This is a genomic window from Bacillus sp. EB106-06-01-XG163, assembly GCF_058791615.1.
Map to the genome: position 1 here is coordinate 251,957 of NZ_JBYTDS010000004.1, position 25,569 is coordinate 277,525.

At 48.2% G+C, this 25,569-nt stretch carries 24 protein-coding genes; 13 read left to right on the top strand and 11 right to left on the bottom strand.

Going from position 1 to position 25,569, the window contains the following annotated elements; genetic code table 11:
- Window positions 1-52: 52 nt before the first annotated feature.
- Both addA and addB read right to left on the bottom strand, forming a co-directional pair.
- Window positions 53-3,757 carry a helicase-exonuclease AddAB subunit AddA gene (addA, locus tag AC3WTF_RS07220; RefSeq protein ID WP_106080424.1) on the bottom strand — a complete coding sequence of 1,235 codons (3,705 nt, stop codon included), beginning with the start codon at window positions 3,755-3,757 and terminating at the stop codon, window positions 53-55.
- On the bottom strand, window positions 3,744-7,244 hold the full coding sequence (addB, locus tag AC3WTF_RS07225; RefSeq protein WP_047935570.1) for a helicase-exonuclease AddAB subunit AddB: 3,501 nt from the start codon (window positions 7,242-7,244) through the stop codon (window positions 3,744-3,746). The genes addA and addB overlap by 14 nt, the downstream gene beginning before the upstream one ends.
- Window positions 7,245-7,384: 140 nt before the next feature.
- Here addB and AC3WTF_RS07230 point away from each other — a divergent pair, with 140 nt between their 5' ends.
- The 5 genes from AC3WTF_RS07230 to AC3WTF_RS07250 all read left to right on the top strand — a co-directional run bounded on the left by AC3WTF_RS07230 (window position 7,385) and on the right by AC3WTF_RS07250 (window position 12,084).
- A complete protein-coding gene (locus tag AC3WTF_RS07230) occupies window positions 7,385-8,098 on the top strand; it encodes a DUF421 domain-containing protein (RefSeq protein WP_020955605.1) in 714 nt (237 codons plus the stop codon).
- A 68-nt stretch (window positions 8,099-8,166) separates the two neighbouring features.
- Complete coding sequence (locus tag AC3WTF_RS07235) at window positions 8,167-8,676, top strand: ferritin-like domain-containing protein (RefSeq protein WP_025284528.1); 510 nt, start codon at window positions 8,167-8,169, stop codon at window positions 8,674-8,676.
- A gap of 250 nt (window positions 8,677-8,926) precedes the next feature.
- Window positions 8,927-9,547, top strand: a complete 621-nt coding sequence (locus AC3WTF_RS07240; RefSeq protein ID WP_007409174.1) for a TetR/AcrR family transcriptional regulator — start codon at window positions 8,927-8,929, stop codon at window positions 9,545-9,547.
- A gap of 15 nt (window positions 9,548-9,562) precedes the next feature.
- Window positions 9,563-10,759, top strand: coding sequence for an MFS transporter (locus tag AC3WTF_RS07245; protein ID WP_007409175.1), 1,197 nt, complete (start codon window positions 9,563-9,565; stop codon window positions 10,757-10,759).
- Between the two features lie 167 nt (window positions 10,760-10,926).
- Window positions 10,927-12,084, top strand: a complete 1,158-nt coding sequence (locus AC3WTF_RS07250) for an AbrB family transcriptional regulator (RefSeq protein WP_047935568.1) — start codon at window positions 10,927-10,929, stop codon at window positions 12,082-12,084.
- 36 nt (window positions 12,085-12,120) lie between these two features.
- On the opposite strand, the gene AC3WTF_RS07255 is transcribed toward AC3WTF_RS07250, so the two are convergent.
- The 4 genes from AC3WTF_RS07255 to AC3WTF_RS07270 all read right to left on the bottom strand — a co-directional run bounded on the left by AC3WTF_RS07255 (window position 12,121) and on the right by AC3WTF_RS07270 (window position 15,495).
- Window positions 12,121-12,642, bottom strand: a complete 522-nt coding sequence (locus AC3WTF_RS07255) for a MarR family transcriptional regulator (protein WP_007409177.1) — start codon at window positions 12,640-12,642, stop codon at window positions 12,121-12,123.
- A gap of 88 nt (window positions 12,643-12,730) precedes the next feature.
- Window positions 12,731-14,209, bottom strand: coding sequence for a monooxygenase (locus AC3WTF_RS07260; protein ID WP_047935565.1), 1,479 nt, complete (start codon window positions 14,207-14,209; stop codon window positions 12,731-12,733).
- A gap of 147 nt (window positions 14,210-14,356) precedes the next feature.
- The gene (gene lepB, locus AC3WTF_RS07265) at window positions 14,357-14,872 is read right to left on the bottom strand and encodes a signal peptidase I (protein ID WP_003155158.1); all 516 of its coding nucleotides are present in this window, start codon (window positions 14,870-14,872) and stop codon (window positions 14,357-14,359) included.
- Window positions 14,869-15,495 (bottom strand): TVP38/TMEM64 family protein, encoded by a 627-nt coding sequence (locus AC3WTF_RS07270; RefSeq protein ID WP_007409179.1) that lies wholly within the window; start codon window positions 15,493-15,495, stop codon window positions 14,869-14,871. The genes lepB and AC3WTF_RS07270 overlap by 4 nt, the downstream gene beginning before the upstream one ends.
- 152 nt (window positions 15,496-15,647) lie before the next feature.
- Between AC3WTF_RS07270 and AC3WTF_RS07275 the strand changes: the two genes are divergently transcribed.
- The 4 genes from AC3WTF_RS07275 to AC3WTF_RS07290 all read left to right on the top strand — a co-directional run bounded on the left by AC3WTF_RS07275 (window position 15,648) and on the right by AC3WTF_RS07290 (window position 18,153).
- On the top strand, window positions 15,648-16,007 hold the full coding sequence (locus AC3WTF_RS07275) for a YhjD family protein (RefSeq protein ID WP_007409180.1): 360 nt from the start codon (window positions 15,648-15,650) through the stop codon (window positions 16,005-16,007).
- Between the two features lie 120 nt (window positions 16,008-16,127).
- Window positions 16,128-16,328 carry a DUF3311 domain-containing protein gene (locus tag AC3WTF_RS07280; RefSeq protein ID WP_007409181.1) on the top strand — a complete coding sequence of 67 codons (201 nt, stop codon included), beginning with the start codon at window positions 16,128-16,130 and terminating at the stop codon, window positions 16,326-16,328.
- Window positions 16,325-17,794: a sodium:solute symporter family protein gene (locus AC3WTF_RS07285; RefSeq protein WP_015239531.1), complete on the top strand. Its 1,470-nt coding sequence runs from the start codon at window positions 16,325-16,327 to the stop codon at window positions 17,792-17,794. Before AC3WTF_RS07280 ends, AC3WTF_RS07285 begins: the two co-directional genes overlap by 4 nt.
- A gap of 41 nt (window positions 17,795-17,835) precedes the next feature.
- On the top strand, window positions 17,836-18,153 hold the full coding sequence (locus AC3WTF_RS07290; RefSeq protein WP_003155166.1) for a YbjQ family protein: 318 nt from the start codon (window positions 17,836-17,838) through the stop codon (window positions 18,151-18,153).
- Between the two features lie 32 nt (window positions 18,154-18,185).
- Here AC3WTF_RS07290 and AC3WTF_RS07295 read toward each other — a convergent pair whose 3' ends face one another.
- Window positions 18,186-18,455 (bottom strand): excalibur calcium-binding domain-containing protein, encoded by a 270-nt coding sequence (locus tag AC3WTF_RS07295; protein WP_003155168.1) that lies wholly within the window; start codon window positions 18,453-18,455, stop codon window positions 18,186-18,188.
- Between the two features lie 195 nt (window positions 18,456-18,650).
- On the opposite strand from AC3WTF_RS07295, the gene AC3WTF_RS07300 reads away from it, so the two are divergent.
- A complete protein-coding gene (locus tag AC3WTF_RS07300; RefSeq protein ID WP_047935561.1) occupies window positions 18,651-19,361 on the top strand; it encodes a YrpD family protein in 711 nt (236 codons plus the stop codon).
- A gap of 156 nt (window positions 19,362-19,517) precedes the next feature.
- On the top strand, window positions 19,518-20,729 hold the full coding sequence (locus AC3WTF_RS07305; RefSeq protein ID WP_047935559.1) for a GNAT family N-acetyltransferase: 1,212 nt from the start codon (window positions 19,518-19,520) through the stop codon (window positions 20,727-20,729).
- A gap of 46 nt (window positions 20,730-20,775) precedes the next feature.
- On the opposite strand, the gene AC3WTF_RS07310 is transcribed toward AC3WTF_RS07305, so the two are convergent.
- From AC3WTF_RS07310 to comK, 3 genes are all read right to left on the bottom strand, one after another.
- Window positions 20,776-21,147 carry an iron chaperone gene (locus AC3WTF_RS07310; protein ID WP_042635035.1) on the bottom strand — a complete coding sequence of 124 codons (372 nt, stop codon included), beginning with the start codon at window positions 21,145-21,147 and terminating at the stop codon, window positions 20,776-20,778.
- Between the two features lie 26 nt (window positions 21,148-21,173).
- A complete protein-coding gene (locus tag AC3WTF_RS07315) occupies window positions 21,174-21,542 on the bottom strand; it encodes an iron chaperone (RefSeq protein ID WP_032871130.1) in 369 nt (122 codons plus the stop codon).
- A gap of 145 nt (window positions 21,543-21,687) precedes the next feature.
- A complete protein-coding gene (comK, locus tag AC3WTF_RS07320; RefSeq protein ID WP_003155179.1) occupies window positions 21,688-22,266 on the bottom strand; it encodes a competence transcription factor ComK in 579 nt (192 codons plus the stop codon).
- A 315-nt stretch (window positions 22,267-22,581) separates the two neighbouring features.
- On the opposite strand from comK, the gene AC3WTF_RS07325 reads away from it, so the two are divergent.
- Window positions 22,582-22,815, top strand: a complete 234-nt coding sequence (locus tag AC3WTF_RS07325) for an IDEAL domain-containing protein (protein WP_007409189.1) — start codon at window positions 22,582-22,584, stop codon at window positions 22,813-22,815.
- Between the two features lie 29 nt (window positions 22,816-22,844).
- On the opposite strand, the gene AC3WTF_RS07330 is transcribed toward AC3WTF_RS07325, so the two are convergent.
- The gene (locus AC3WTF_RS07330) at window positions 22,845-23,702 is read right to left on the bottom strand and encodes an SDR family oxidoreductase (protein ID WP_007610477.1); all 858 of its coding nucleotides are present in this window, start codon (window positions 23,700-23,702) and stop codon (window positions 22,845-22,847) included.
- A 124-nt stretch (window positions 23,703-23,826) separates the two neighbouring features.
- Here AC3WTF_RS07330 and AC3WTF_RS07335 point away from each other — a divergent pair, with 124 nt between their 5' ends.
- Window positions 23,827-25,350, top strand: coding sequence for an FAD-dependent oxidoreductase (locus tag AC3WTF_RS07335; protein WP_047935555.1), 1,524 nt, complete (start codon window positions 23,827-23,829; stop codon window positions 25,348-25,350).
- Window positions 25,351-25,569 lie beyond the last annotated feature (219 nt).

Sequence of the window (25,569 nt, forward strand, 5' to 3'; positions counted from 1 at the left end):
TCACTTTTTGATAGAAAAAAAGATCCGCTCCAAAAAGGAGCTTCGGATCTTGTTACAGTGTAAGAACGTGACCTCCATCGAAAAAATAGAGCGCACGCCCTTTCACTTTCGTTTTTGTAATTTGTTCAACCGCTTTTGTATACAATTCGATTTGTGTTTCATACCTTTTTTGCAGAATCGGAGCCGCGCCTTCAAATCCGTTCCGGAATTTCCCCTCTATCCGATCAGTTTTATAGTCCAGCAAATAGAGACCGTCCGCAGTTTCATAGAGGCAGTCAATAATCCCCTGCACGAGCAGCGGTTCACCGGCCGTTTCGGCATCCTTGTACACCTCGCCGGCCGGAAGCGCCATACTGAACGGCACTTCCCGGTCAATCCGCAGCGCCCCGAGAAGGTCTTTCCCGATTTCAGTTCCGAAAAACTGGACAATTTCTTCTATATCAATAGCTTCCTGCTGTTCTTCTGTCAGCAGCTCTTTTTCGTAAAGCATCCGGACCGTCCGCTCCGCTTCTTCGGCAGTCGGAACGTGCGTCAGCGGTATGTGCTGCATCACCGTATGCATCGCCGTCCCTTTTTCGGCGGCTGTCAGCCCTTTTTTCATCATAAAACCGGGACGCCTGTATAAAAGCGTGTCTCCTGACGGTTTGATGAGAGAGCGGCCGCTGTATTCATCCTCGTATTCTTGCTTTCTCTTCAGCTCAGAAACTGACTGCTTCGTTCTGATAGCCGTCAGCTCTCGGTACGGATATTCCCATTCAAGCAGACGGCGCGCCTGATCATCAAATGAAAACGAATCAGGAATCGGCTCGCCCTGCTGAATCGCTTTGAGACGTTTGCTCTTTTCTTCAGCACGTTCTTTTGGATTCTCTTCCAGCAATTCACTTTGCTGCAGCATCCGGATGTGAAAACGCGACGGGTCGCGCGCGATATCCTCAGATGAGGAAAGTCCCGGCGTCCTGTGCGCCTCCATGTCACGGTGGCGGATGAGCGCCGGCCCGATAAAGTCCAAATAAGATGACGCCTGATAGCGGTCGAATTCAGAAAGAAGCCAATCGGCCCGGTCTGCTTGCGCCTGCCATTTGGCCAGCTGTTTTTCCCGGTTTTTGCAGGAACCGACGAGAAACAGCTTTTCCTTCGCTCTGGTCAGCGCCACATACAATACGCGCAATTCTTCGGATAAGAGCTCTCTGCGCATCTTTTTCTTCATCGCCACAAGCGGAAGAGTCGGATAGCTGATTCTGAGTTCCGGATGGATATACTTCGTGCCGAAACCGAGCTCTTTATCAAGCAGGTATGATTTGTTGAGATCCATCATATTAAAACTTCTGCCGAGTCCGGCGGTGAAAACGACGGGAAATTCAAGTCCTTTGCTGCTGTGGATCGTCATCAGCCGAACGACATCCTCCTGCTCGCTGAGCGCCCGGGCCGTCCCCAGATCATCGCCGCGCTCCTGCATCCGTTCAATGAACCGCAAAAAGCGGAATAACCCGCGGAACGCCGTCGCTTCGTACGAGCGCGCCCGGTCATACAAGACGCGCAGATTGGCCTGGCGCTGCTTTCCGCCGGGCATGCCGCCTGCATAGTCAAAATATCCGGTATCGCGGTATACTTCCCAAATCAGCTCAGACACCGAATGATTCGTCGAAAATGACCGCCACTTTTGCAGACTGTCATAAAAAGTTCTCAGTTTTTGATACAGTTCATCATGTCTGTCAGCGTTCGCTATATATGCTTTCAGCGCTTCATAAAACGGCGCTTTTTTCTTTTCAAGGCGTATCAGCGCAAGTTCATTTTCGTCACAGCCGACGATGGGCGAGCGCAGCACGGAAGCAAGCGGAATATCCTGATACGGATTATCAATCACCTTCAAGACTGAAAGCGCCGCAGCCACCTCCACGGCTTCAAAGTAACCCGACGTCAAATTGGCGTACACCGGAATGCCCTGGTTTTTCAGCTCTTCCATTAATTGCGGCGCCCACGGCATGGAACGCAGCAAAATCACGATATCCCGGTACTGGATATTCCGGTGTGTTTTTGTTTTGCCGTCATATACCTTAAACGGAGATGAGACAAGCTTTCGGATCTCCCCGGCTATCGCTTTCGCTTCCCAGTGCACGGTTTCAAAGTCTTCGGCATCCTCGGAGCTGTCTGCGTCATCAGCGCTGTCAATCAGCAGCAGTTCCGTTTTTGCCGCGTCATTCGGCGGATACGATGCGCCGAGCTTCAATGCCGCCTGTTCATCGTAGTCCACTTCGCCGATTTTTCCGCCCATCAGCTGCTTAAACAAGAAATTCGTACTGTCCAAAATATCGGAGCGGCTGCGGAAATTTTGGTTCAGGTCAATTTTCTGACCCGCGCCTTCCCCGCTTTCTGTAAACCTTTTATATTTCCCGAGAAACAGCAGCGGCTCAGCAAGTCTGAAACGGTAGATCGATTGTTTGACGTCGCCTACCATAAACAGATTTCCCGCCTCTTCATTCCCGCTTTTAACAAGCTGCAGGATAGATTCCTGCACAAGATTGGTATCTTGATATTCATCAACCAGAACTTCATGAAACTGGTCTTGATAATAAACGGCCGCTTCGCTCGGCACCCGCCGGCCTTCTTCATCAACCGCAGTTAAAATCGCCAGGCAGTAATGTTCCAAATCTGAGAAATCAATAATTGATTTTTCTTGTTTCGCCGCTTCAAATCGTTTTCCGTACGATATCACGAGCTGAACGAGCGTTTCGATGACAGGCTTCATATCTGCTAAACTCTTTAAGTGATCTTGCGGACTTCTTGTAAAATAATCGGTCTTTACCTTTTCGATCAGTTTCTTCGCGCCGTTTCGCAAATCGGTCGCTTCGTCCAAAAGCGCTTTGTCAAATTCATCACCCTTTACCGCCTTCGCCCGCTTAAATGAGACTGCGGGAACCCGTTCATACAGCGCATCGAAGTCATGCCGGCAGCTGATCAGCTCTTCTATCTGCTGAAGGTCATCCAGAAAATTATCAGCGCGCGGGGCCGGCCCGCCGGGCGCTTTTGTCAGTTCAAGCGCCTTCTCAAGCTTTTGTTTTGCCCCGAAGAGCGCCATTTCAGCATCTTCTTTCACATACTGGTAAAACGGAAGCTCTTCCATTTTGCTTTCTTCCGTCACGTCATACAGGCGGACAAAGCTTTGCAGCCATACTTCCGGGTCAGGATGCGACCGGGAATACTCGTACACCCGTTTGACAAGGTCTTGAAGATCCAGATCATGCCTGTCTGTCGTATATCTGTCCGCAAGCTCAAAAAACGCCTGATTCCCTTTTGCGTATTCATCTTCAAACAGCTCATCAAGCACTTCGTCTCCGAGCAATTCGCCTTCCGTCTGGTCAGCCATCCGAAAACCGGGGTCAAGATCAATCATATAATAATATTTTTTAAGCACTTGCAGACAGAAAGAGTGAAGCGTCGAAATGCTCGCCCGATTTAAGAGAGAGAGCTGCCGTCTGATATGCAGAGATCCCGGATTTTTGGCGAGCTCTTTTTCTAATGCTTCCGCGATCCGATGCTTCATCTCCGCTGCTGAGGCGTTTGTAAAGGTCACCACAAGGAGCCTGTCAACATCAATCGGATCTTCTTCCGCGGTTATCTTTCTGATCATCCGTTCCACGAGCACGGCCGTTTTACCTGATCCGGCTGCGGCAGCGACCAGAATATCGCGGCCGGAAGAAACGATGGCGCTCCATTGGTCATCCGTCCATATGCTGTCTTTCGGTTTAGGAATTTGCATCATCATCCGCCTCCTTCTTCAGCCAATCCAGTATGGTGCCGTCTTTTTCCGCTTTCAGGCTGCGGTATTCATTTTCCTTAAGCGACTCATCAAACTGGCACACCGATTGAAACGCACAGTACGTACAAGGCGTCTTATCTTTCAGCTTATACGGGGTAATGGACACAAGCCCGTCCGTTATCGCTTCGCCCGCCTGTTCAAATGTCCGCCGCACATGGTCTGTCAGCAGATGAAAATCCCGTTCGCTGACCGCGGCTGAGTCGGATCTTAAAGAACCGTCCTTTTTCAAACCGGCATTGACGATATTTGAACGCCCTTCCTCCAAAGTCGTGTCCATCAGGCTGATCGCCTCCCGGTCACCGAGGAGAAGGCCTTTCATTTTAAATTTCTTAAAAATTTCCTGCTCGATTTCATCAAGCCCCATCGGCAGACTGGCCTGAATCATCGGATCATGAATATGGAAATACAAAACGCCTGCCGGGGTCGCTTTCATACCGAGCCAATCTTCGGAATGTGTAATCGATAAGTCAAGATATGTGAGCATTTGCAGAGCGAGCCCGTAATACACCTCAGCCAGATCAAGCCCCCTGTCGCTTGATTTATAATCAACGATTCTCAGCAGCAGGCCTTTTGAACTTTCCGCTTTATCCACGCGGTCGATCCGTCCGACGAGTTCCATCGTACAGCCGTTTTTCAGCGTGAAAGTGAGCGGAGGCAGCGGCCCGCTTCCGCCGAAACCGAGTTCAAGACCGACCGGGACGAAACCGCTCGCCCTCGCATGCTCGCTTAATATGCCTGAAACACGCGTGACGATCTTCTGCAGTTTTTCCTTCACATAAAAGTGTCTGTTTGAGCTGAGCAGAATCTCTTTTTGCAGCTTTGGCGCAAGCCGTTCCACCGCTTCATAGGAGAAATTCTGGCACTGATCTTTCGTCAGATCGCGCCATTCCAGCTTCTGCTCACGAAGCCGGTCTGAAATCAGCTTCAGGCTGGAGTGAAACAGCTGGCCGATATCAGGCGCGTCCAGCTTGAAAAACTGCCGCTCTTTTAATTGAAGCCCGTGAGATGCAAAATGAGAAAACTGGCAGGCATTAAACGCCTCCATCCGGGAGACGCTTCCTTTAATATGCTCGCCGTAAAGCTGGCGCGAAACAGACCGTTCAAGACGCTTCGCCTCATTGCGGAAAAACAGGCTTGAAAACAGCTTTTTCGCACGCTGGTGATCAGGCTCTTTCATCAGCACATTGTATGCGCTCCACCATACGTCACTGATCTCGTACTCTCTTGTCCACAGCCTGAGCTGGCTTGCCGTATATGTCTGAGCCACCTGTTTATTGACGAGATACTGAAGCTGCTCTGCTTCGCTTACCTGCTCGGGATCAGCCGCTGACAGCTTTTCCTGATGATCGGGAAACAGCTCGCCAAGCCTGTTTACAACGATTGACGGCAGGAGCGTTTTTCCTTCCGCATCGGCAATCGGGTATGATACATAAAGACGGTCAGACGGACTCGACAGCGCCATATAGATGAGAAAATGCTCATCAAGCAGCCGCTCACGCCCCGCGGAAGACAGCTCCACTCCGACCGCTTTCAGCCACTCCCGGTCATCATCAGACAGCACGCCGTTTTCATCCGGGCGCGCCGGAAGAACGCCGTCATTGGCCCCGATGACGAATGTGCAGGACGTGCCGTACATTCTTGAGAGATCCATATTCCCTACAAATACTTGGTCAAGCGCAGGCGGAATTAAAGAAAAATGAAGCGATTCCGTTCCCGTTTCAAGCATTTGCTGGAACAGCGCCAAAGATATTTCATCTTCACCCATCATGCCGGCAAACTCCTCGAGAAGCTGGATAACGGCATCCCACGCCTGGCCGTGCTGCTGCGCTTCGATCATGTTTCCGGCCTCTTCGGCCCGCTGCCTTTTCCGGTCCAGCTTCAGGGGAACATCGGTATCTTCCAAAAAGAGATAAAGAGCCTCCGCCATGCTTTGAACCGTTTTCGCCTTTTTCATCCGGTTTTGAAGCCGGACAAGGGGCGCGGCCATCCACTCTTTCGTCTCATTCAGCATGTGCTCCATCTCTATTTCCTGATCCGTCTGCGCGAAATCCTCATCGAGCGATACGAAGCGCCTGTATACAAACCGCTCGCCGTTCGTCCAGCGCTCCCCTTTAACGCCATAGGCGATACAGTAATTTTCAAGCTGATCGACCTGCTCCCTTATTTTCTGCTCCGGCTGATCAAGCGGGAATAACAGTTCGGTTTTCGCACAGCGGAACACTGCATCATATCTCCAGTTCCCCTTCACGACATCCAGGCTTGAACGGATGAATTCAATAAGCGGGTGATGCTGCATAGAAGCCTTTCCGTCAATAAAATAAGGAAGCCCGTAATCGGCAAACACTTCCTTCAGCAAATCTTTATAATCTTCCGGCTGACGGATGAGAATCGCCATATCTTTGTACCGGTATCCTCCATCCCGGACAAGTGATTGAATTTCCCGGGCAATACCTTCAAGCTCAGCTCTTCTGTTTTGCGCCTGCATGACGGTAAAAGCTTCCTGTCCGCCGGTATACGCCGCGGCGGGACGCACATCGTACTGAGACTCTATACAGGCAAGCTCCGGCGCATACTGATGCCGCTTCGTGCCATGCAGTTCCTTGCAGGAAATATCGGCATTCAATTCCTTTGCCGTCTGATAAAGCTTATAGTATGTGCTTCCCGTCATTCTGAACAGATCGAGCTCATCCGGTGCCTGTTCCGCCGAAGGGCTGTCCGCCGTCAGCGAGAATGTGACATGTTCAGCATGCATGATCAGCTGCTCCAGCACCCTTAATTCCTGCGGCGTAAATTGATAGAATCCGTCGACGTAAACACGGGCGCCTTTTACAACGTCCGCCAAAGGAATCTGCTGAGCGAGCAGCGTCAAATAATCCTCTGAATGCAAATAGTGTCCGGCGAGGCTTCTTTCCATCTGCTGATATAAAATGCCTAAATCATGAAGTTTTTCAGACAGCATCCGCTCTCCGCGATATTCTGACGCCGTTCCGCTTTCCGCCATGCGGCGGACGTCTTCAGGCTCAATACAGTACCGCTTAAACTCTGTCAGCATCCGTTCCACCTGCTCAGTGAACCCGGTTTTGTCACTCGCTTTTTGATACACTTTAAACTCGTGCTTATGTTCTTCAATCAATTTCCTTAAAAGCATCTGCACACCCGTCGTCGTCACAAACGGGCGGTTCATGCCCCCGGTATGCTGAAGCACGCGCCACGCCAAACGCGAAAAACTGAACACTTGAGCGCGTATCATGCCGCCGATATCCGGCGTTTTAGCAAGCTCATATTCCATTAAAAACGTCATTTGATCCGGGACTAGAAAAATGATCGGTTTCCCGAACGGCTCCCGGCGCAGTTCATCTTGAATGCTGTCGATAATCAGCCTCGTTTTCCCACTCCCCGATCTGCCTACTAAAAACTCAACACCCAAATTAGAAGACCCCTCTCTTTTTATCTTTCTACATTTTATCGAAAGTTGACGAAAATGACCAATCTCATCTGCTGGTAAAAACGGGATGACTGTTTTAAAAAGTATCGCTTTTGACCAAAATAAAGAAAAAAGGAATAATGATGATGTCAGAATATCCCGAAGTAATTGTACGGACGGCTCTGTCGTTCAGCATTCTGTTTATCGGCGCCCGGATACTCGGTAAACAAACCATTTCACAGATGACGCTTTTTGATTTCATTGCGGCCATCTCGCTCGGCGCCATCACGGCAAATCTGTCGTTTAATACAAAGCTGCCGATTCATTATAATGTCATTGCCTACATTATTTTCGTGGCAATCATTTACCTTGTCGCATATCTTTCTATGAAAAACAGGGCCCTTAGGGGTTTCTTTGCAGGCAAACCGACCATTATCATTCAAAACGGTAAAATACTTGAGCATAATATGAAAACAATGCGTTATACCATTGACTACTTGAACCAGCAGCTGCGTGTAAATGACGTATTTGACATTTCTCAGGTTCAGACTGCCATCATTGAAACAAACGGCAGCATGTCAGTGGAGGTCAAACCGGAATTTGCGCCCGTTACAAGAAAGGATCTCGGCATCTTTGCCGGACATGAAAAGAACTTTGCCGTTGAGCTGATTATGGACGGCCGGCTGGTGATGAAGAATCTGGAAGAAAACCACGTATCGGAAAAATGGCTGAGAGAAGAATTGGACAAGAGAAACCTCAAACCGGAAGACGTCGTATACGCTGTGCGCGGAAGCAACGGCCGGCTTTTTGTCGACACATACGACGACCATATTACATCGCCGCTAGATCAAGAATAAAAATGACATCCGCACATGTCACGGGCTGCCGCCGTATAATACCCTATAAACATCCGGGGGTGAGTCCAATGCACGAGAATTTTTTTCATTATACAGCCATCTGCAGTGACGATTCTGTGCTTATCAAGGATCTGGTAAAATCCATAAACGGTGAATACAGCGCTGTGATTTGCTACTCAATATTAGCCGAAAAAGCGCCGACCGCAGAAATCAGAAGACGAATCGAACATATCAGAGAGGAAGAAGTGCGCCACCTGCACGCTTTCTCTTCACTGTATACGTCAATTACCGGAAAACAGTTGATGCCGAAACAGACGGAGCATTGTCCGCACACATACAGAGAAGGACTGAGGGCGGCGTTTTATGATGAGCAGAAAACGAATGATTTTTATTTGCAGGCATCCGATAGAGCGGTGCATCCGGAAGCGAAGCGGTTATTTGCCCGCACGGCATTTGATGAACAGCGTCATGCCGTCTGGTTTTTATACGATATGGCCCACTCTCCTTCCCACCATACAGGGGGAACGGTATCAAACGCGCCGAACACAAGCTACACCGAGGTGAATACCGGCAAATAACGGTTCAGGCAGATCACGCTCCCCCGCCGGGAGTCTTCAGACCGCTGACAAACCCCGTTCTTTCAACATGAGAGAATGGGGTTTACTTTTCGAGCCGTTTTATACTCCCTCTAAACAATGGATACCTTCTTCATTGTATAATCAGCAAAAACCCTTTATAATAAAATAAACCAACTGGTCGGTTTTAAACGAACCGAGCCCCGCTTTGCCGGGACAACGATATGAATGAGGCGGAAAGGATCTGTGTGAAGTGACAAATACAAAAGGCGGTGCCGGAAAGAGCGAAAAGACGAAGAACAGGCTCGTATCCGCTTCGCGTGACTTATTTGCAAAAAAAGGATATTCAGAAACATCGATTCGGGAGATTTTAGAGGCGGCCGAAATCAGTAAAGGCAATCTATATCACCATTTTAAAGGAAAAGAGTTTCTGTTTCTTCATATCATGGAAGAGGATCACCGCGTGATGATCGAGACGTGGAGGGAAATGGAAGCTGATCTGAAAGATGCTGCCGAAAAATTGACGGGCTTTGCGGAGCTGCTCAGCCGGATGAGCATCAATTACCCGCTTATGAGAGCAAGTGAAGAGTTTTATGCGAGTGCGTTTACGTCAGAGGAGGTCGTAAAGCGGCTCAACAAAATTGATATTGAATATGACGATGTGATGAGAGAGATCTTAGAAGAGGGAAATCAAGACGGCAGCTGGTCCATTCATCATGTCGAATCAAAAGTAAAAATCCTGCTATCCGTCTTCTACGGTTTAGATGTGTTATATAAAAACGATACCATTCAGCAAAGAATCGAATTGCAAAAAGAAGCCATCTCCGTGTTTATTCACGGGTCGATCAGCGCTGATAAACAGAATGACAGCTGACAAAGGAGAAACAACATGCAAAAACCGATCAGAGAACAAAAGGCTGTACTCATCATCTTATTAAGCAACATATTTATTGCGTTTTTAGGCATCGGATTGATCATTCCCGTTATGCCGCTGTTTATGAATGTGATGCACTTGACGGGCAGCACAATGGGATACCTTGTCGCTGCCTTCGCCGTTGCGCAATTAATTGCATCCCCCATTGCGGGGAGATGGGTTGACCGCTTCGGCAGAAAAATCATGATTCTCGCCGGACTGTTTTTGTTCGCATTATCCGAACTGACCTTCGGATTGGGCACACATGTCTCCATTTTATATTTCGCAAGGGTGCTGGGGGGCATCAGTGCCGCTTTTATCATGCCCGCTGTTACAGCGTATGTCGCAGATATTACGACGGTGCAGGAAAGATCGAAGGCGATGGGCTATGTATCTGCCGCCATCAGCACAGGGTTTATCATCGGGCCCGGCATAGGAGGATTTATTGCCGATCACGGCGTTCGTATGCCGTTTTTCTTTGCGGCGGGAATTGCATTTATCGCAGTGATTTCCTCTGTCTTTATGCTGAAAGAGCCGTTAACTAAAGAAGAACGCGCAAAGCAGCTGGAAAGCGTCAAAGAATCAACCTTCTTAAAAGATTTGAAAAAGTCGATTCATCCAAACTACTTGATCGCCTTTATCATCGTTTTTGTTTTGGCATTCGGACTGTCGGCGTACGAAACGGTATTCAGCTTATTTACAAACCATAAATTCGGCTTCACGCCAAAGGATATCGCCATTATTATTACGTTCAGCTCCATTGTGGCGGTCCTCATTCAAGTACTCGCGTTCGGAAGACTTGTCAACTTCCTCGGGGAGAAAAAAGTCATTCAGCTTTGTCTGATCATCGGCGCTGTGCTGGCTTTCGTTTCTACGGTGATGTCAGGATTTTTGCCCGTGCTCGCTGTCACCTGCATCATTTTCCTTGCGTTTGATTTACTGCGCCCGGCACTGACTACTTATTTATCGAAAATCGCAGGAAATCAGCAGGGGTTTGTTGCCGGTATGAACTCAACATACACGAGTTTGGGCACCATTTTCGGCCCGGCTCTGGGCGGTATTTTATTTGATATGAATATTCACTTCCCGTTTCTGTTCGCAGGTGTGGTTTTATTTCTCGGTCTGGGATTGACCTTTGTGTGGAAAGGAAAAGCGGGCGAGGTTTCGGAGTAGGGTGCACTCACCCATCTCCGGAGCTTTTTTTGCGTTTGCGATAAGAAAAATGAATGGATTATGAGAAATAATTCATTATTTATTTATCTCAAAATCTATACTATAGTAATAGTAAGGTTAACGAGCTTAACAATTTAATATGAATGTTTCAGGAAGAAGGGTTTTCATTGAAGAAAGACAAACATCTCCTTACGGATATCTGGTTTATTCTCATCAGTGCGGCAGGGGGGTTTCTTCTTTCGCTTACAGGGATGTCGATCGCCTGGATGCTCGGAACGCTGGCCGCCGGCTGCATCCTCTCCATGACGAGGCCCCGCTGGCTGTTCATGGCGCCTGACAGAAGAGGGATTCACCGCAGATGGCTTGCAGCGGGTCAAATGATCCTCGGCATCGAACTCGGCCAGAAACTGAACCTGTCCGTTCTGTCGGTTTTACGGGAGCATTGGCTTCCGGTAGGCTTCATGCTGATTTTCTCTATCGTGATGGCGCTTGTTTCCGGATATGTGCTCTTTCGGTTCAGCCGGACGGACATGATGACAAGCTTTGTAGGCACGGCGCCGGGCGGTTTATCCGCCATGCCCGGTATCGCCCAGGAAGTCGGCGCAAACACCGCGATTGTAAGCCTTATTCAGCTGACGCGCGTCCTTTTGGTCGTCATGACAATACCGTTTCTCGTCATTTTCTTATTTACCAAACAAAACGGTGCGGCTCAGTCATCAGCCGGAGCCGTTTCGGCAGGCGCTTCACATCCGGGCCTTATTCCCGTCTTGTTAACGGCCGGATTTATTTTGGCTGCCTGGCTTGCAAGCAAAGGCGCAAAACGGCTGAAATTTCCCGCCCCTTGGCTGCTCGGCAGCATGATCGGCGTTGCTGCTGCGGAAATCGGCGTGTCCGCCTTGGCGGGCAAAGACATGCTGGCCTGGTGGCCGCCGGAAGCGAACCAGCTGTCACAAATTTTTCTCGGCGCCACAATCGGATCAAAAATGTACAAAAGCATGTTCACCGGCGTGACGAGAGTGCTGACCGTCGGATTTATTTCTTCCGTCGGATTAATTGCCGCCATGATTCTGAGCGCGATTGCGGTTTCTAAATTAACGGGCATCTCCATGATTACATCTGTTCTCGCCTTTTCTCCCGGCGGGATCGCCGAGATGGCGGCGACTTCGATCACCCTGCACGAAGACTCGACTTTCGTCGTCGCGGTTCAGGTCATCCGGATCGTTCTCGTCATCGCCATGCTTCCGCCCTTCTATCGGCTGCTGCACCACCTTTCTCAGCTGAAACGGGCACACGGCGAGAGAGACCGGGCAGAAAGAGGAACATGATCCGAATAAAAAAACACGCATCCATATGCGTGTTTTTTATTTGAACAGCTCTCCGCCGCCATTTACAGACCGCCAGTTTGCTGAAAGATCACGGAACAGCCGTTCAGCAAATAACAGTTCTTCATCTGTATAGCGGTCTAAAAACGCCAAGAGCCGCTTTTTTATCAATTCATGATATTCATGATGAAGGGAATGCAACTCTTTCCCGGCAGGAGTCAGCCGGAAATAGACTTCTTTTTTATTGTCGCTCAGCCGGGTCCTGCGCAGAAAGCCGGCTTCCAAAAACTTCGCGCAGCTTCTCGACACGGTCGGCTTTGTCGTCTTCATTTTTTCCGCTATTGACGTGACATTGATCGGTTCATGATCTCCGATACACGACAAAATGTGAATTTCCGTCAAGGTCAGATGTAATTTTTTTCCGTTTTCTTCACGGAGTTCGTCCATCCGTCCGGCCAACGACGCCCTTATGTCCTCCTGACACCTCTCCTGCTCGTGAAAAATATCTGTCAGCCCTTCAAGAATCATGTGTTTTGCATGGTCTGGCTGTCTTCTGTCCAACTGCTGAATCACCCTTCCGTATTGATTGTTTCTTTTACTATAACGTTTTGTTACACAAGAAACAATCACACAGGCGCATAAAAGGGTATCAGATGAATCCCCATCTCTCCAAACCGGCCAGAACAGCTTCTTCCGCTTCACGTCCCGAGCCGCCGGCTGCCCATGCCGCGTGGCCGTCCGGCCGGATTAAAACGGTGTGGACGTCATCCCAATCGGCACGTGTTTCAGCAAGCTCCGCCCTGACAGCTGCCACGCTGTCCGTATCAATACCGGCGGGAATGCTCCCTCTTAATGATAAAAGCACAAAGGCGCCCTTATGAAGAAAATCATACAGCCGGGTCAGCCGCCCGTCATGAAGGATCAATTCGATATCCGGCAGGCGTTTTCCGTTCAGGATATGCGGCGGCAGCTCCGCATCCGGTTCATAATGCAGATCAAGCGCGGATACTTTTCCCGCCAATAAACGGTTGGACTCCTGAAAATCCAGCAAAGCGGTCATCGTTTCTCTTAATGCCATCCCCGACTCGGTAAAATCCATGAGCTTTATCTGGGTTTTTATATTGTGCAATACTTCTTTTCCTGTGCTGTGCCTTTCCTGATGATAGCTGTCCAGAAGATGAGGCGCCGCTTTCCCCTTCATTTGCGCCACCAGCTTCCAGCCGAGGTTGAAGGCATCCTGAAGCCCCGTGTTCAGCCCTTGGCCGCCTGCGGGAAAATGAATGTGCGCCGCATCACCGGCCACAAAAACCCGGCCGGAGCGGTACTGCTCAGCCTGACGCTCGGCATTGCCGAACCGCGACATCCATACCGGATCACTCAATCCGAAATCAGTGCCGCATATCCGCCGCAGGTCTTCTTTCAGCTCATTTTCGGTGACCGGCTCTTCCTTCCGCTTTTGCGGAGCGTGCGGAGAAACGATGAGGACGCGGAAAAGTCCGTCCGTAAGAGGGACAATCACAACCGATCCCTCCAGGCGGCACGTTGAAAAAAAGGAAGATTCGGGCGGATGTGTCAAAGCGGCATCACAGAGCGTTCCTGTTAAGTCGGCATCAGTGCCCGAAAAAGCGATGCCCGCCTGTTTCCTGACAATGCTCCCCGCTCCGTCTGTACCCGCGGCATATAAGCTGTGAAGAGTGCGGATACCGCTTTCGTCCCGGAACACCGTCTCCACTCCGTCATCCGTCTGGGTGACAGCCATCGCTTCCGCCCCGCGGATGATGTCTGCGCCGAGACTTGATGCATACTCCTCCAAAATCCGCTCCGTTTCTGCCTGAGGCAGCATTAACGAATAATTCTGCTTCGTATCCAGCCGAGAAAAATCCAGCCGTGTATCCAGCATGGAAAAATGGCCGGAAGACACCTTCGTCCCTTTTTCCAAAAAGCGTTCCAATATGCCTCTCATGGCAAAAAGCTCAAGTGTTCGCGGATGCATAATAAGCGCTTTGGAATATGGCACCGTCTTCTTCAATCGTTCAATAACAGTCGTTTTCACTCCGGCCAGCGCCAGTTCTGATGCAAGCATAAGCCCGACCGGACCTCCCCCGATAATGGCAGCCTGTGTTTTCATCTCATCAGCCCTCTTTCATATTTTTTGTTACACGAGTAACAAAATCACCAAAAAATAAAACGCCTCCTTTTTGTTTCGCGCGTAACAATTTTCATTATAGTCTTCCCTCTGCTTTTTTACAATCATTTCCGAAAAAAAAGACGCCGTTTACTTGGCGTCTGATTCACTGATGACTCCGACAATGTCTTTATCCTTAATCGGACCGAAATGACGGCTGTCGAGGCTGTATATGCGGTTGTCGCCAATAACAAAGTATTGTCCCTTCGGTATGCTTTTGCGCCCGGTCGTTTCCTTCAGCGTATAATCACCGGTCACATGGCTCCCGGCGGACAATGATGACTTTAACGGTTTTAAAAACGGTTCCGCCACCCGTTTTCCATTCACATACAGCTGATCCTCCCTGTATGCGATTGACTCGCCGGGGAGCCCGATGACACGTTTGATCAGCACTTTGCGGTGCGGGCCTTTAAACAGGACAATATCGAAACGGCGGATCGTTTTGTAACGATGGGAAAACTTGTTGACCATCAGCTCATTTCCTTGTTTAAAGGTCGGATTCATGCTGATTCCTTCGACTTTATAATCAATAAAAATGGCATTCTTTAATTGTATGGCCAAAACAACGATAAGCACGCCGGCTATAAACCAAAATCGTTTTTTCAAGATTCCTGTCTCCCTCCGTCTTTCTCATGCTGACTGATTCTCATCTGTAAACGCCGTTCGATATGCTTTCCGACATACCACAGCACCGCGATCACCATTATGGCGCCCGCCATCCTGAAAGGCTGTGTCATGAGTGCGTGAAGATCATACCCGATAAAGCTGATCATAAAGATCATGACCATTTTCCCCATAGCGGCTGCTGATATAAACTGCAGCGCCCCCACCCGTGACAGGCCGGCAACGATATGAACCGCAGCGGACGGCGTAAAGGGGAAGCAAAGTAAAATAAACAGCGGACCGAAACCGTGCCGCTCAACCCAGAGCATCATCCGCCTTATGGTCTGATGCCTGCGGATGAAACCGAAAGCTCTTTTCTGTCCGAAACGGCGGACGGCATAAAACATCAGCATCGATCCTGCCGCAGACCCGAGCCATGACAGAAAAAAACCTTCCCACAAACCAAATGCATTCGTATTCGCCACCACAAATACAACGAGCGGCAAAAACGGAAGAAACGCTTCAATAAAAGGCAGTGCAGCCGCAGCCGCCGGGCCGAAAGCTCTATAGCTTTGGAACCATTCCGTCAGCTGTTCCTCAGTCAAATATGATAAAAATTGCTCCAACGTTTATACTCCTTAACGAGTTTGTCTATCCTTATTCTACACATTATCTCCAAAAAACGAAAATGTTTACGAGATTTTCCGACTTGAAATATCGTGTAAGCGAGTATAAAATAAGAACAAACGTTCTCTTTTTTAAGAAAGAAGGAGTATTTATGCCTGACATCCGGAGCAGCACCCGCGATCTCATCGAAAAAGGGCTGTTTCTGCCCATGGCGGCTGCCATCCTGAACCGGGACCTCGAAGCGCTTGATTCGTGCCCGTTCAAATTAAAACAACCCTATAAACAGCTTATCAGCTGCTCTTTAAAATTAGCACAAAAGGATTTGAGTGATGTTCGAAAAGAGTTAAGAAAGCGTAAAATTAAAATATACGAAGCGGAAAGAGACGAAGCATTTACGCTTTATATATGCACCATTAACGGCTATGAAGAAAAACACCGTTATTTCAACCCGAGAATACGGGAACAGGTAACCGCCTTATTAGAATATTACCTGTCTCTTGCGACCATTTAAAAAGCAGCCGGGACTGCTTTTCCTTTTCAACTGATAAATTTCAGACTATTCACACTATACATTCGACATGATTTTCTTTATAATCGGGACACGCTGTTTTCAATGAAAAGGAGGAATGTTATGAAACTGATTCATGTTCTCGCCGCCCTGCCCTTTTTCGGAATTCTCGCCGGCATTCCATTTGCCAACCGGGTGACGCCTTATGTTTTCGGAATGCCTTTCATTCTCGCGTATGTCGTCATCTGGGCGGTGCTGACTTCCGTTCTGATGGCCGCCGTTTACAAATTGGACAAAGAAAACAAGGCGGGTGAGGCGGAATGAACGCAGCATTTCCCGTAATGGCCGCCGTGCTCCTGTTTTGTGTATATCTCGGAATCCGGGCCCGAAAAGGAAAACATATGGACCTTGAACAATGGACGGTGGGCGGACGCGGCTTCGGCACGATGTTTGTCTTTTTATTAATGGCGGGAGAAATATACACGACCTTTACATTCCTCGGCGGAAGCGGATGGGCTTACGGAAAAGGAGGCCCCGCCTTTTATATTATCGCGTACGGCTGCCTTGCCTACATTTTGTCATATTGGCTTCTGCCAGCCGTGTGGACTTACGCCAAACAACACAAACTGATGTCGCAATCAGATTTTTTTATTTCAAAATACAACAGCCCGCTCCTCGGCATTCTCGTATCGCTCGTCGGCATCGCATCCCTCATCCCCTATCTCGTCCTGCAGCTGAAAGGGCTCGGATTAATTGTTTCAGCAACGTCATACGGACAGATTCCGCCCTCAGCCGCTGTCTGGATCGGCGCTGTCTCCATCACGATTTATGTGATGATATCAGGAATCCACGGTTCAGCGTGGATATCAGTCGTTAAAGATATCATGATTTTAGGCATCGTCCTGTATTTAGGCATTTATCTGCCCATTCATTACTATGGCGGATTTACGGAGATGTTCAAACAAATTGACGCCGCAAAACCCGGTTTTCTCACGCTGCCGGAAACCGGACAGAGCGTTTCCTGGTTCAGCTCAACGGTTTTGCTGACCGCCCTCGGCTTTTATATGTGGCCCCATACATTTGCCGCTTCCTATTCGGCGGAGCATCCTCGGGTGTTTCGGAAAAACGCAATCATCATGCCTCTTTATCAGCTCGTCCTGCTGTTTGTCATCTTTACCGGATTTGCGGCGATTCTGCAGGTGCCCGGTTTAAAAGGGACGGACACGGATCTCGCGTTATTAAAGCTGTCTGTGAAAACCTTTGATCCCTGGTTTGTCGGACTGATCGGATCGGCGGGCATTCTGACGGCGCTTGTACCCGGTTCAATGATATTAATGGCCTCAAGCACGCTGTTCGCCAAAAATGTGTACAAAGCCATTCTGCCCGGCACGACTGACGAAAAAGTCTCACGGCTCGCAAAATACGCCGTACCCGTCATCGCGCTGATATCCGTATATTTTACGCTGAAAGGCGGAAATACCATCGTCACCTTGCTTTTAATGGGCTACAGCCTTGTCACCCAGCTTTTCCCCGCCCTCTTATTCAGCCTGCCGAAGCGGCGTTTCATCACAAGCCACGGCGCTTTTGCCGGCATAACGGCCGGGGTCGGAACGGTGGCCTTCATTACGCTGACCGAATCAACCATCGGAACCCTCTTTCCGTTTCTTCCGCAGATCGTTAAGGATATGAATACAGGCATCATCGCACTGGTTCTGAACATTGCCGTCATGTTTGCAGTCAGCGCCGCAGTCAGAAAAAAACAAATCAGCGCAGCCGAAAAGGCGGCTTAAATGGTAAGATAGCGGTAAGATACACGAAAGGGGAAAAACGCATGATCATGACAACGACCGAAACCGTCGCCGGAAAACAGATTACGGAAGTGAAAGGCTTGGTGACAAGCAGTATCGTCCAGTCCAGACACATCGGCAAAGACTTGCTTGCAGGCTTAAAATCTGTCGTCGGCGGCGAATTGAAAAGCTATACTGAAATGCTGGAAGACTCCAAAAAAGCGGTGAAAGAGCGGCTGATCAGAGAGGCGGAGCAGCTCGGAGCGAACGCCATCGTCGGCCTGCGGTTCGAACTGACCGCAGGACAGAACACATCCGAATTAATCGGATACGGAACCGCCGTCACCGCCGAATCCATTTAAAAAAACAAGCCTCTTTAAAGAGGCTTGTTTTTTTATTTCTCACATGCGATATAGTCTTTATCTCGGTCAAGTCTTTTATTTGCATTGTAAAGCGCTTTTGATACATACGGCTTGTACTTTGTTCTGCCGCCCTTGTTTTTCACTTTCGACGATTTGGCCACGCCGCCCTTATACACCTTATTCAGCGCCTTGCAGTTTTGATACGTTTTCACCTTTGTTTTCGCTTCTGCCGTCTGCCCCGCTCCGTATGAACATCCGAACACAAGACCGAAAGACAAAAGCACAGCTGCCGTCTTTTTCATTTCTATCCTATCCCCTCTCCTAAGTTATGCGGTATTGTTGAACATATCATAGTTCAAATAATATCCATTTACAAGATAAATAGGAAAATAGTTTTAATTTACGTCCGCCCGTATATCTTTTATGGAATTTTTCCCAAAACCTTTTATAATATGAATTGATAGCGCGATCTGACTATGATGATAGGAGGAGAAATGATGATGAAAAAAGGGCTTTTTGCGGGTGTGCTCACTACAGCCGTTCTATTCGGCACATGTACGGCGGAAATTCCGGGGGTGATCAGCCCCAATACGGCGGAAGCGGCGTCCCAGCTCAGCAAAGGAATCGGCGGAAGGGCCTACCTGAACAGCACGGGTTCTGTACTCGTCACGAAAATTCAGCTTCCAAGCTCAATTCAGGTGTCAAATGGGACAGCCTATATTTACTCAGGATTTACCGGAGGCACAGAGGCTGATATCGGACTTCAGTACAGTGACACCTATCATGTATGGAAACCGATCATGAAAGTCGGTTCAAAGGGACAAGGCCAGGTCAAGTATCTGGAAGGAGAAAGCCAATTCACCTATACGAAAGGCTTCCGGCCCGGCAGCACCGTACAGCTGACCATCTACAAAAATCTGAACGGCAATACCCGCGCCACGTACTGGGGCACAAATAATGACGGATACACCGGCCGCATCATCTCAGAACTCTCCCAAACAAATGTAGGCTCTGTCTCAAAATGGAAAGCGCTCGCCACCGTCGCGGTCACATCAGAGGATCAGCGCCCTTACATCAAATCAAACTTCTCAACAGCCTTTACGAACATCACGATTGACAATAAAGCAGTCACACCTGTGATTGATACACAGGATTTTGCCAAATTGACAGTGTCAGGCAGCAGCGTCAGCATGTCTGTCGTCAAATAAAGAATTTTGAACGCACGATTTCTGTCATCGTGCGTTTCGTTATGTCAATACTGCCGCCGGGTGAAAAATTGGAAACGAGGCGGATTTTCATGTACACTTTATGTAAACCACAAAAATGATTGACGTTCAGTCATTATTCATACAGGAGCGAAATTTATGAACAGAGAAAAAAGGCTTGAATTAAAGAAAGTCAAACCGAAACATTTGCAGCAATTTAATCAGCTGCTCCGATATGTTTTCCAAGTCACGAACAGTAATCTGCATGAAGTGGGATGGAAGGAACCCGAAATCGCCTCCGCAAAACTCCCCGTTTTGGAACAAGCGCATGTATTGGGCTGGTTTGACAAAGACAAACTCGTTTCACAGGCGGCCGTTTATCCATTTCAAGTCCGGATTTTTAATAAAACGTTCGAAATGGGCGGTGTGACGGGGGTCGGAACATATCCCGAGTACGCCAATATGGGATTAATGGCGAAACTGTTATACAAAGCATTAGTTGACATGCGTGAGCGCGGTCAGTCCGTATCCTATTTGTTCCCCTACTCCATCCCTTACTACAGAAGAAAAGGCTGGGAAATTATCAGCGATAAAATGACGTTTGAGGTGAAAGACTTTCAGCTCCCGAAAATGAGCACCGTTTCCGGTGAAGTGGAACGCGTCGAGCCGGAACATGAGGTCATTAAAGAAGTATACAGCCGATTCGCGCATAAAAGCCATGCGGCCATGATCAGAAATGAACTGGCATGGGATGAATATTGGCGCTGGGATTTAGAAGAGCTTACGGCTGCCGTGTATTATGACCAATCCAGACAGGCGAACGGTTATGTTCTTTACTGGATTGCAGATGAAGTTTTTCATATTAAAGAAATGGTATATGTAAATGAAGAAGCGCGAAGAGGCCTGTGGAACTTTATTTCGGCTCATTTCTCCATGGTGACAAAAGTCGTCGGCTACAATTATTCTAATGAACCGATCGCCTTTCTGTTAGAAGATGCTGAAATTGAGGAAACGATTTCTCCTTACTTTATGGCCCGGATTGTCGATATTGAGCAATTTATCAATCAGTATCCCTTTAAACCGCAAAAAGAGAAGCGGACATGGTCTTTTACACTGGAAGATCCGCTGCTTGAATGGAATCAGGGCGTCTTTACAGCGGAGATTTCGCCTGAAGGAAAAGCCGTTTTAAGCCCGGGCGGCGATGCTGATGCGGCGAAACTGGATATTCAGACGATGACGGCATTATTATTTGCATACCGGAAACCAGAATACCTTCACCGCACGGGCCGGCTCGAATGCAGCCCGGACACATTGGAATTCATTGAGGATTTGCTGGAAACGCAAACCCCTTATTTCTCGGATTACTTTTAATAAAAAAACAGCCCTCCTCAGGGTTGTTTTTTTAACATTCCTTTCATTATTTCCGCCAAAATGCTGAGCAGTCCGCCTTATCCTGAATATTAAATTGAATCATGCGTTCAAGCAGCTCATAATGCACCGGTTCAGTCCATTGAATTCTGAATAAGCGGGAAGTAGCGCTGTAGCCGGCGCGGGCAATGTCGCCGGCAAAATGCGTAATACCCGCTTCTTCGGGGGAAACACTTACATGATGCTTCGCTGCCGCAAAGCCGATAACAAAGGTGCCATGATCGGTAAACATCGGCGTGTTCCACTTGATTTGCGCTTCTAAGTTCGGAAATTGGTCAGCCGTCCACGACAGGATTTCCTCCATTCGCAGACGATGATCCGGGCTGTCGATACTTGATAAATAGTCTTTGAAAACGTCCATGTCTTCCTCCTTCAACATCACGTCCGCTAGCGCCAAAACCCCGGATTTTCAGCTTTTTCCTTGATGTTAAATTCGATGATTTTCTTAAGCAGATCATAGTGCACCGGTTCAGTCCATTGAATTCTGAACAGGCGCGAAGAAGCGCTGTAGCCGGCTTGGGCGATGTCATCGGCAAAATGCTCCATCGTCTCTTTTTCAGGTAAAATGCTCAAATGATTCTTTGCCGCGGCAAACATAATGATATAGGTGCCGTGATCGGTAAATGTCGGTTTGTTCCACTTGATCTGCGCTTCTAAGTTCGGAAATTGGTCAGCCGTCCACGACAAAATTTCCTCTGCTTTGAGACGGTGATCCGGGTTATCGATTCCTGATATATATTTTGCAAATACATCCATGCCCATCTCTCCTAAAATGAAATATCATTACTCTTTACATCATCATAGCCAACAGACGGACACGATACAACTCTATCCGGGCATGTAAATCGAAAAAAGCCCTCCCCAAAAGGAGAGGGCCCGTCCCTTCACATCACAGCTTTCTCTAATATCTCTCCCCCAGCTCCCGCAAAATAAAGTCGTAGATCATTCTTGTCCGCTCTTCTTTCGGATACAGCATGAATTCCTGCCGCTTCGGGATATGACTGCCCATCCTGTCCTGAAAAGTGGTTCTGAGATAGGCGGTTCTGTAAACCTGATTTTCAAAAGAATGATAGGATACTTCCAGTTCCATCGTTTTGCCGTTTGAGAACGTGACAGCTGTGTCATCAAATGCCGTCGGTTGAAAATCTTTAACGTGCACATGAGATATCCAGCCGCATTGAGGCCTTGCAGAAGAAAGTGTAGGGAATAAAAAGATGTGATTTGAAGGGTCCACCATAATCGGCGGCTTGTGAGAAATTTTAATCGCTTCATATGTTCCCGCTTTTCTCCCGGCATAGCTGGAGCCAAAGTAGCGGCAGCTTCTGTCGATGATGTGAATCGGCTTCATGCTGACATACAGAATGCAGTCTTTTTCAATGACCTTCGACCCCATTTTACCGTCTATTTCCTCAGGCAAAACAGCGATGGTTGAACGATTTACTTCGTAGCTTTCTAAGGGTGCGTGTGTTTTCTGGCACATAATGTGCAGCCTCCAATCCTTTTCTTGAAAATTTATACTAATAATCTATCATCTGTCATTGGAAAACGACAGGTTTTTTTTGAATATAGCTAAAAATCACCTTTTAAAGATGTAATTTAGTCTTAAATTACTATTTAAATATTGTTTTTCTTTTTCGTTTCACCTCATTTATACGATGATCATTTTCGTTTTTTCGTCAATTTGCAGGATATGTCGATATATTTCCAAGTATTAGTTGTCTAAAGATTATAAAAATTAATTGATTTTTCCGGCCGTTATCCATATACTATAAAAAAGGCATTGGGGGGATTCTTTATGAAAGAGAAAAAGTCGTACACTGAGCTCATGAAGTCCCGCAACACGCAAAAAGCAAACGAATTCGATGTGACAATGGCCGATATTTACATTCAAATGGTGCTTGATGAATCCTTGTATAAACGCCGGCTCGCCATGCTGACCATGCAGATTAATAAGGCGCTTGATGATAAAAATAAAGAAGCGTTCCTCACGCTTTCAAAAGAATATGCCGCACTCAAACAGAGTGAATAAGCCAATCCAGATGGATTGGCTTTTTTAGATTATCCGTTTACGATGGTGCCGCCGTTCACATGAATCGTCTGGCCCGTGACATATGAGGAATCATCGCTTGCTAAGTACAAATAGCTTGGCGCCACTTCAACAGGCTCGCCGGGGCGCTGCATCGGCACGTCTGAGCCGAAGACTTCCACTTCCTTCGCCGAGAAGCTCGCCGGGATCAGCGGCGTCCAGATCGGCCCCGGCGCCACTGCGTTTACCCTGATGCCCTGAGTGACAAGAGATTGGGAAAGAGATCTTGTAAACGTGACGATCGCCCCTTTTGTCGCTGAATAGTCAATCAATGTTTTGTGGCCTTTATAGGCGGTAATGGAGGCCGTATTAATGATTGAACTTCCTTTTTTCAGGTGAGGGAGCGCGGCTTTCGTTAAGTAAAACATTGAAAAAATATTCGTCTGAAACGTTCTGATGAGCTGGTGGCTCGTGATTTTCTCAATCCCCGGCTGCACGTGCTGCTCACCCGCGTTGTTGACCAGGATGTCAATGGAAGGAAAGGCTTGGCCCGCCTGGCGGATGACATCGTTGCAAAAGGCTTCGTCGCCGACATCCCCTGCGATCAGCAGACACTTCGCCCCCTCTTTTTCTACATATTGCTTCGTCTCTTCGGCATCCTGATGCTCATCAAAGTAAACGATGACCACATTAGCGCCTTCCTTCGCGAATAAAACGGATACGGCGCGGCCGATCCCGCTGTCTCCGCCCGTGATGATCGCCGTTTTCCCTTCAAGTTTTTTCGCCGCTTTCGGTTTGTCAAAAACGGGGCGCGGGTCCATTACATATTCAAAGCCCGGCTGCCGGTTTTGATGCTGCGGCGGCAAGGTTTTCTTCTTCTGGTTAGCCATTTTGATCACTCCTTTACATTAATTACTATATTATGAGTAATTTGAGCATCTTATACGAATTTCATGTATGAACAGAGTCTTATTGGAAAAATTAAGAATATACAACAGAGGAGGTAAATCTGAATTGACTACTTTTTCAAACGACGAACCGGCTTCCTATTGGAAAGCAACAGCTGACATTCCTTCCTTTCCCGCCCTCACTGAAGATACGGAATGCGATATTGCGGTTATCGGCGGAGGAATTACGGGTCTGACAACGGCATACGAACTGACGAAAAGAGGTTTCCGTGTCGCTGTCATTGAAGCAGACCGGATTTTAAATGGGACGACCGCGGGAACGACCGCAAAAATCACCGCCCAGCATGATTTCATCTATGCCGATCTTATTCAGCAGATCGGCCTGACCAGCGCAAGGCTGTATTTCGAAGCCCATCTCCGCGCCATGGAAGACATGAAGCAGATCATCAGAGACCTTTCGATTGACTGCAGACTGATTGAACAAGACGCATATCTTTACACGAATACAGAATCAGGCGTCAAAAAAATGCGCAGTGAGCAGGAAGCTTATACCAAGCTCGGTATTGAACACGAGCTTGTGAAAGAACTTCCCGTCCCCGTTGATTGCATGCTCGGCCTCGCTATGAAGAACCAGGCGCAATTCCATCCGCTTTTATATGGCGCGGCGCTCGTCAAAGAGATCGTTAAAAACGGGGCGCGGATTTTTGAACAGACGGCTGCGATCGACATAAAAAAAGAACCGCAGCCGGAAGTGGTCACGAAAAACAGACACGGCATCAAGTGCCGCTACATTGTCTGCTCTTCCCACTTTCCTTTTTATGACGGAGGCGGGCTTTATGCCGCCAGAATGTATGCCAGCAGATCCTACGTACTCGCGGTAAAACCGAAACAAGCGTATCCGGACGGGATGTATCTCAGCATAGACAAGCCGTCCAGATCACTGCGATACACCGATCTGAACGGTGAAAAACTGGTTCTTGTCGGCGGCGAAAGCCACAAAACAGGCCAGGGAAAAGAAATGTCCGAGCATTACGAAGCGCTGAAACAATTTGCGGAAGACACAATCGGAGTTGAAAGCATCCCATATCATTGGTCTGCACAAGACCTTGTCACCATTGACAAAATTCCGTTCATCGGTCCCATCTCAGGAGATGAAGAACATATTTTGGCGGCGACCGGTTTTAAAAAATGGGGCATGACAAGCTCAGCGCTCGCCGCGAAGCTTTTGGCTGATCATATTCAAAACAAAAAGAACCCGTTTTCCGGCCTGTTTATTCCGTCACGCTTCCACGCAGATCCGGGACTGAAAAAACTGATTTCCTATAATGCCGACGTGGCCAAACACCTTATCTCGGGCAAACTTGAGAGGCCGGACGCTTCACCTGAGACTCTTCGGCCCGGAGAGGGAAAAATCGTAACGGTAAACGGCAAACGGGCCGGCGCCTATAAAGATGAAAAAGGCTGTCTGCATCTTGTCGATACGACATGCACCCATTTGGGCTGTGAGGTCGAATGGAATGACGGCGAACGGACGTGGGACTGTCCTTGTCACGGGTCCCGGTTCACACCCGACGGCGCGGTTGCCGAAGGTCCCGCCATCAAGCCGCTGAAGCGCCTCAGCCAAGATTAACTAAACCATTCTGTACGAATGGTTTTATTTTTTCCGCATTAAAATATTTTCACCAGATTCCTTCATTCAAGTTCCTTCCAAACCGATAAAAAGAAAAAGAGAATATCTGGGGGAACTAATATTGTTATTTAAAAAAGACCGCAAAAAAGAAACAGCTTATTTTTCAGAAGCCGATGGAAAAAAACGCATCGCGCTTTCAAATCAATATGCAGATGTCCA

Bases quoted from the DNA above. Each gene is read 5' to 3' on its own strand.
- AC3WTF_RS07305 (WP_047935559.1), top strand. From the start codon at position 19,518: ATGAACAGAGAAAAAAGGCTTGAATTAAAGAAAGTCAAACCGAAACAT.
- AC3WTF_RS07330 (WP_007610477.1), bottom strand. From the start codon at position 23,702: ATGGCTAACCAGAAGAAGAAAACCTTGCCGCCGCAGCATCAAAACCGG.
- AC3WTF_RS07285 (WP_015239531.1), top strand. From the start codon at position 16,325: ATGAACGCAGCATTTCCCGTAATGGCCGCCGTGCTCCTGTTTTGTGTA.
- AC3WTF_RS07235 (WP_025284528.1), top strand. From the start codon at position 8,167: ATGCACGAGAATTTTTTTCATTATACAGCCATCTGCAGTGACGATTCT.
- AC3WTF_RS07260 (WP_047935565.1), bottom strand. From the start codon at position 14,209: ATGAAAACACAGGCTGCCATTATCGGGGGAGGTCCGGTCGGGCTTATG.
- addA (WP_106080424.1), bottom strand. From the start codon at position 3,757: ATGCAAATTCCTAAACCGAAAGACAGCATATGGACGGATGACCAATGG.
- AC3WTF_RS07325 (WP_007409189.1), top strand. From the start codon at position 22,582: ATGAAAGAGAAAAAGTCGTACACTGAGCTCATGAAGTCCCGCAACACG.
- AC3WTF_RS07245 (WP_007409175.1), top strand. From the start codon at position 9,563: ATGCAAAAACCGATCAGAGAACAAAAGGCTGTACTCATCATCTTATTA.
- AC3WTF_RS07295 (WP_003155168.1), bottom strand. From the start codon at position 18,455: ATGAAAAAGACGGCAGCTGTGCTTTTGTCTTTCGGTCTTGTGTTCGGA.
- AC3WTF_RS07230 (WP_020955605.1), top strand. From the start codon at position 7,385: ATGATGTCAGAATATCCCGAAGTAATTGTACGGACGGCTCTGTCGTTC.
- AC3WTF_RS07290 (WP_003155166.1), top strand. From the start codon at position 17,836: ATGATCATGACAACGACCGAAACCGTCGCCGGAAAACAGATTACGGAA.
- comK (WP_003155179.1), bottom strand. From the start codon at position 22,266: ATGTGCCAGAAAACACACGCACCCTTAGAAAGCTACGAAGTAAATCGT.
- AC3WTF_RS07315 (WP_032871130.1), bottom strand. From the start codon at position 21,542: ATGGATGTATTTGCAAAATATATATCAGGAATCGATAACCCGGATCAC.
- AC3WTF_RS07310 (WP_042635035.1), bottom strand. From the start codon at position 21,147: ATGGACGTTTTCAAAGACTATTTATCAAGTATCGACAGCCCGGATCAT.
- AC3WTF_RS07280 (WP_007409181.1), top strand. From the start codon at position 16,128: ATGAAACTGATTCATGTTCTCGCCGCCCTGCCCTTTTTCGGAATTCTC.
- AC3WTF_RS07275 (WP_007409180.1), top strand. From the start codon at position 15,648: ATGCCTGACATCCGGAGCAGCACCCGCGATCTCATCGAAAAAGGGCTG.
- AC3WTF_RS07300 (WP_047935561.1), top strand. From the start codon at position 18,651: ATGATGAAAAAAGGGCTTTTTGCGGGTGTGCTCACTACAGCCGTTCTA.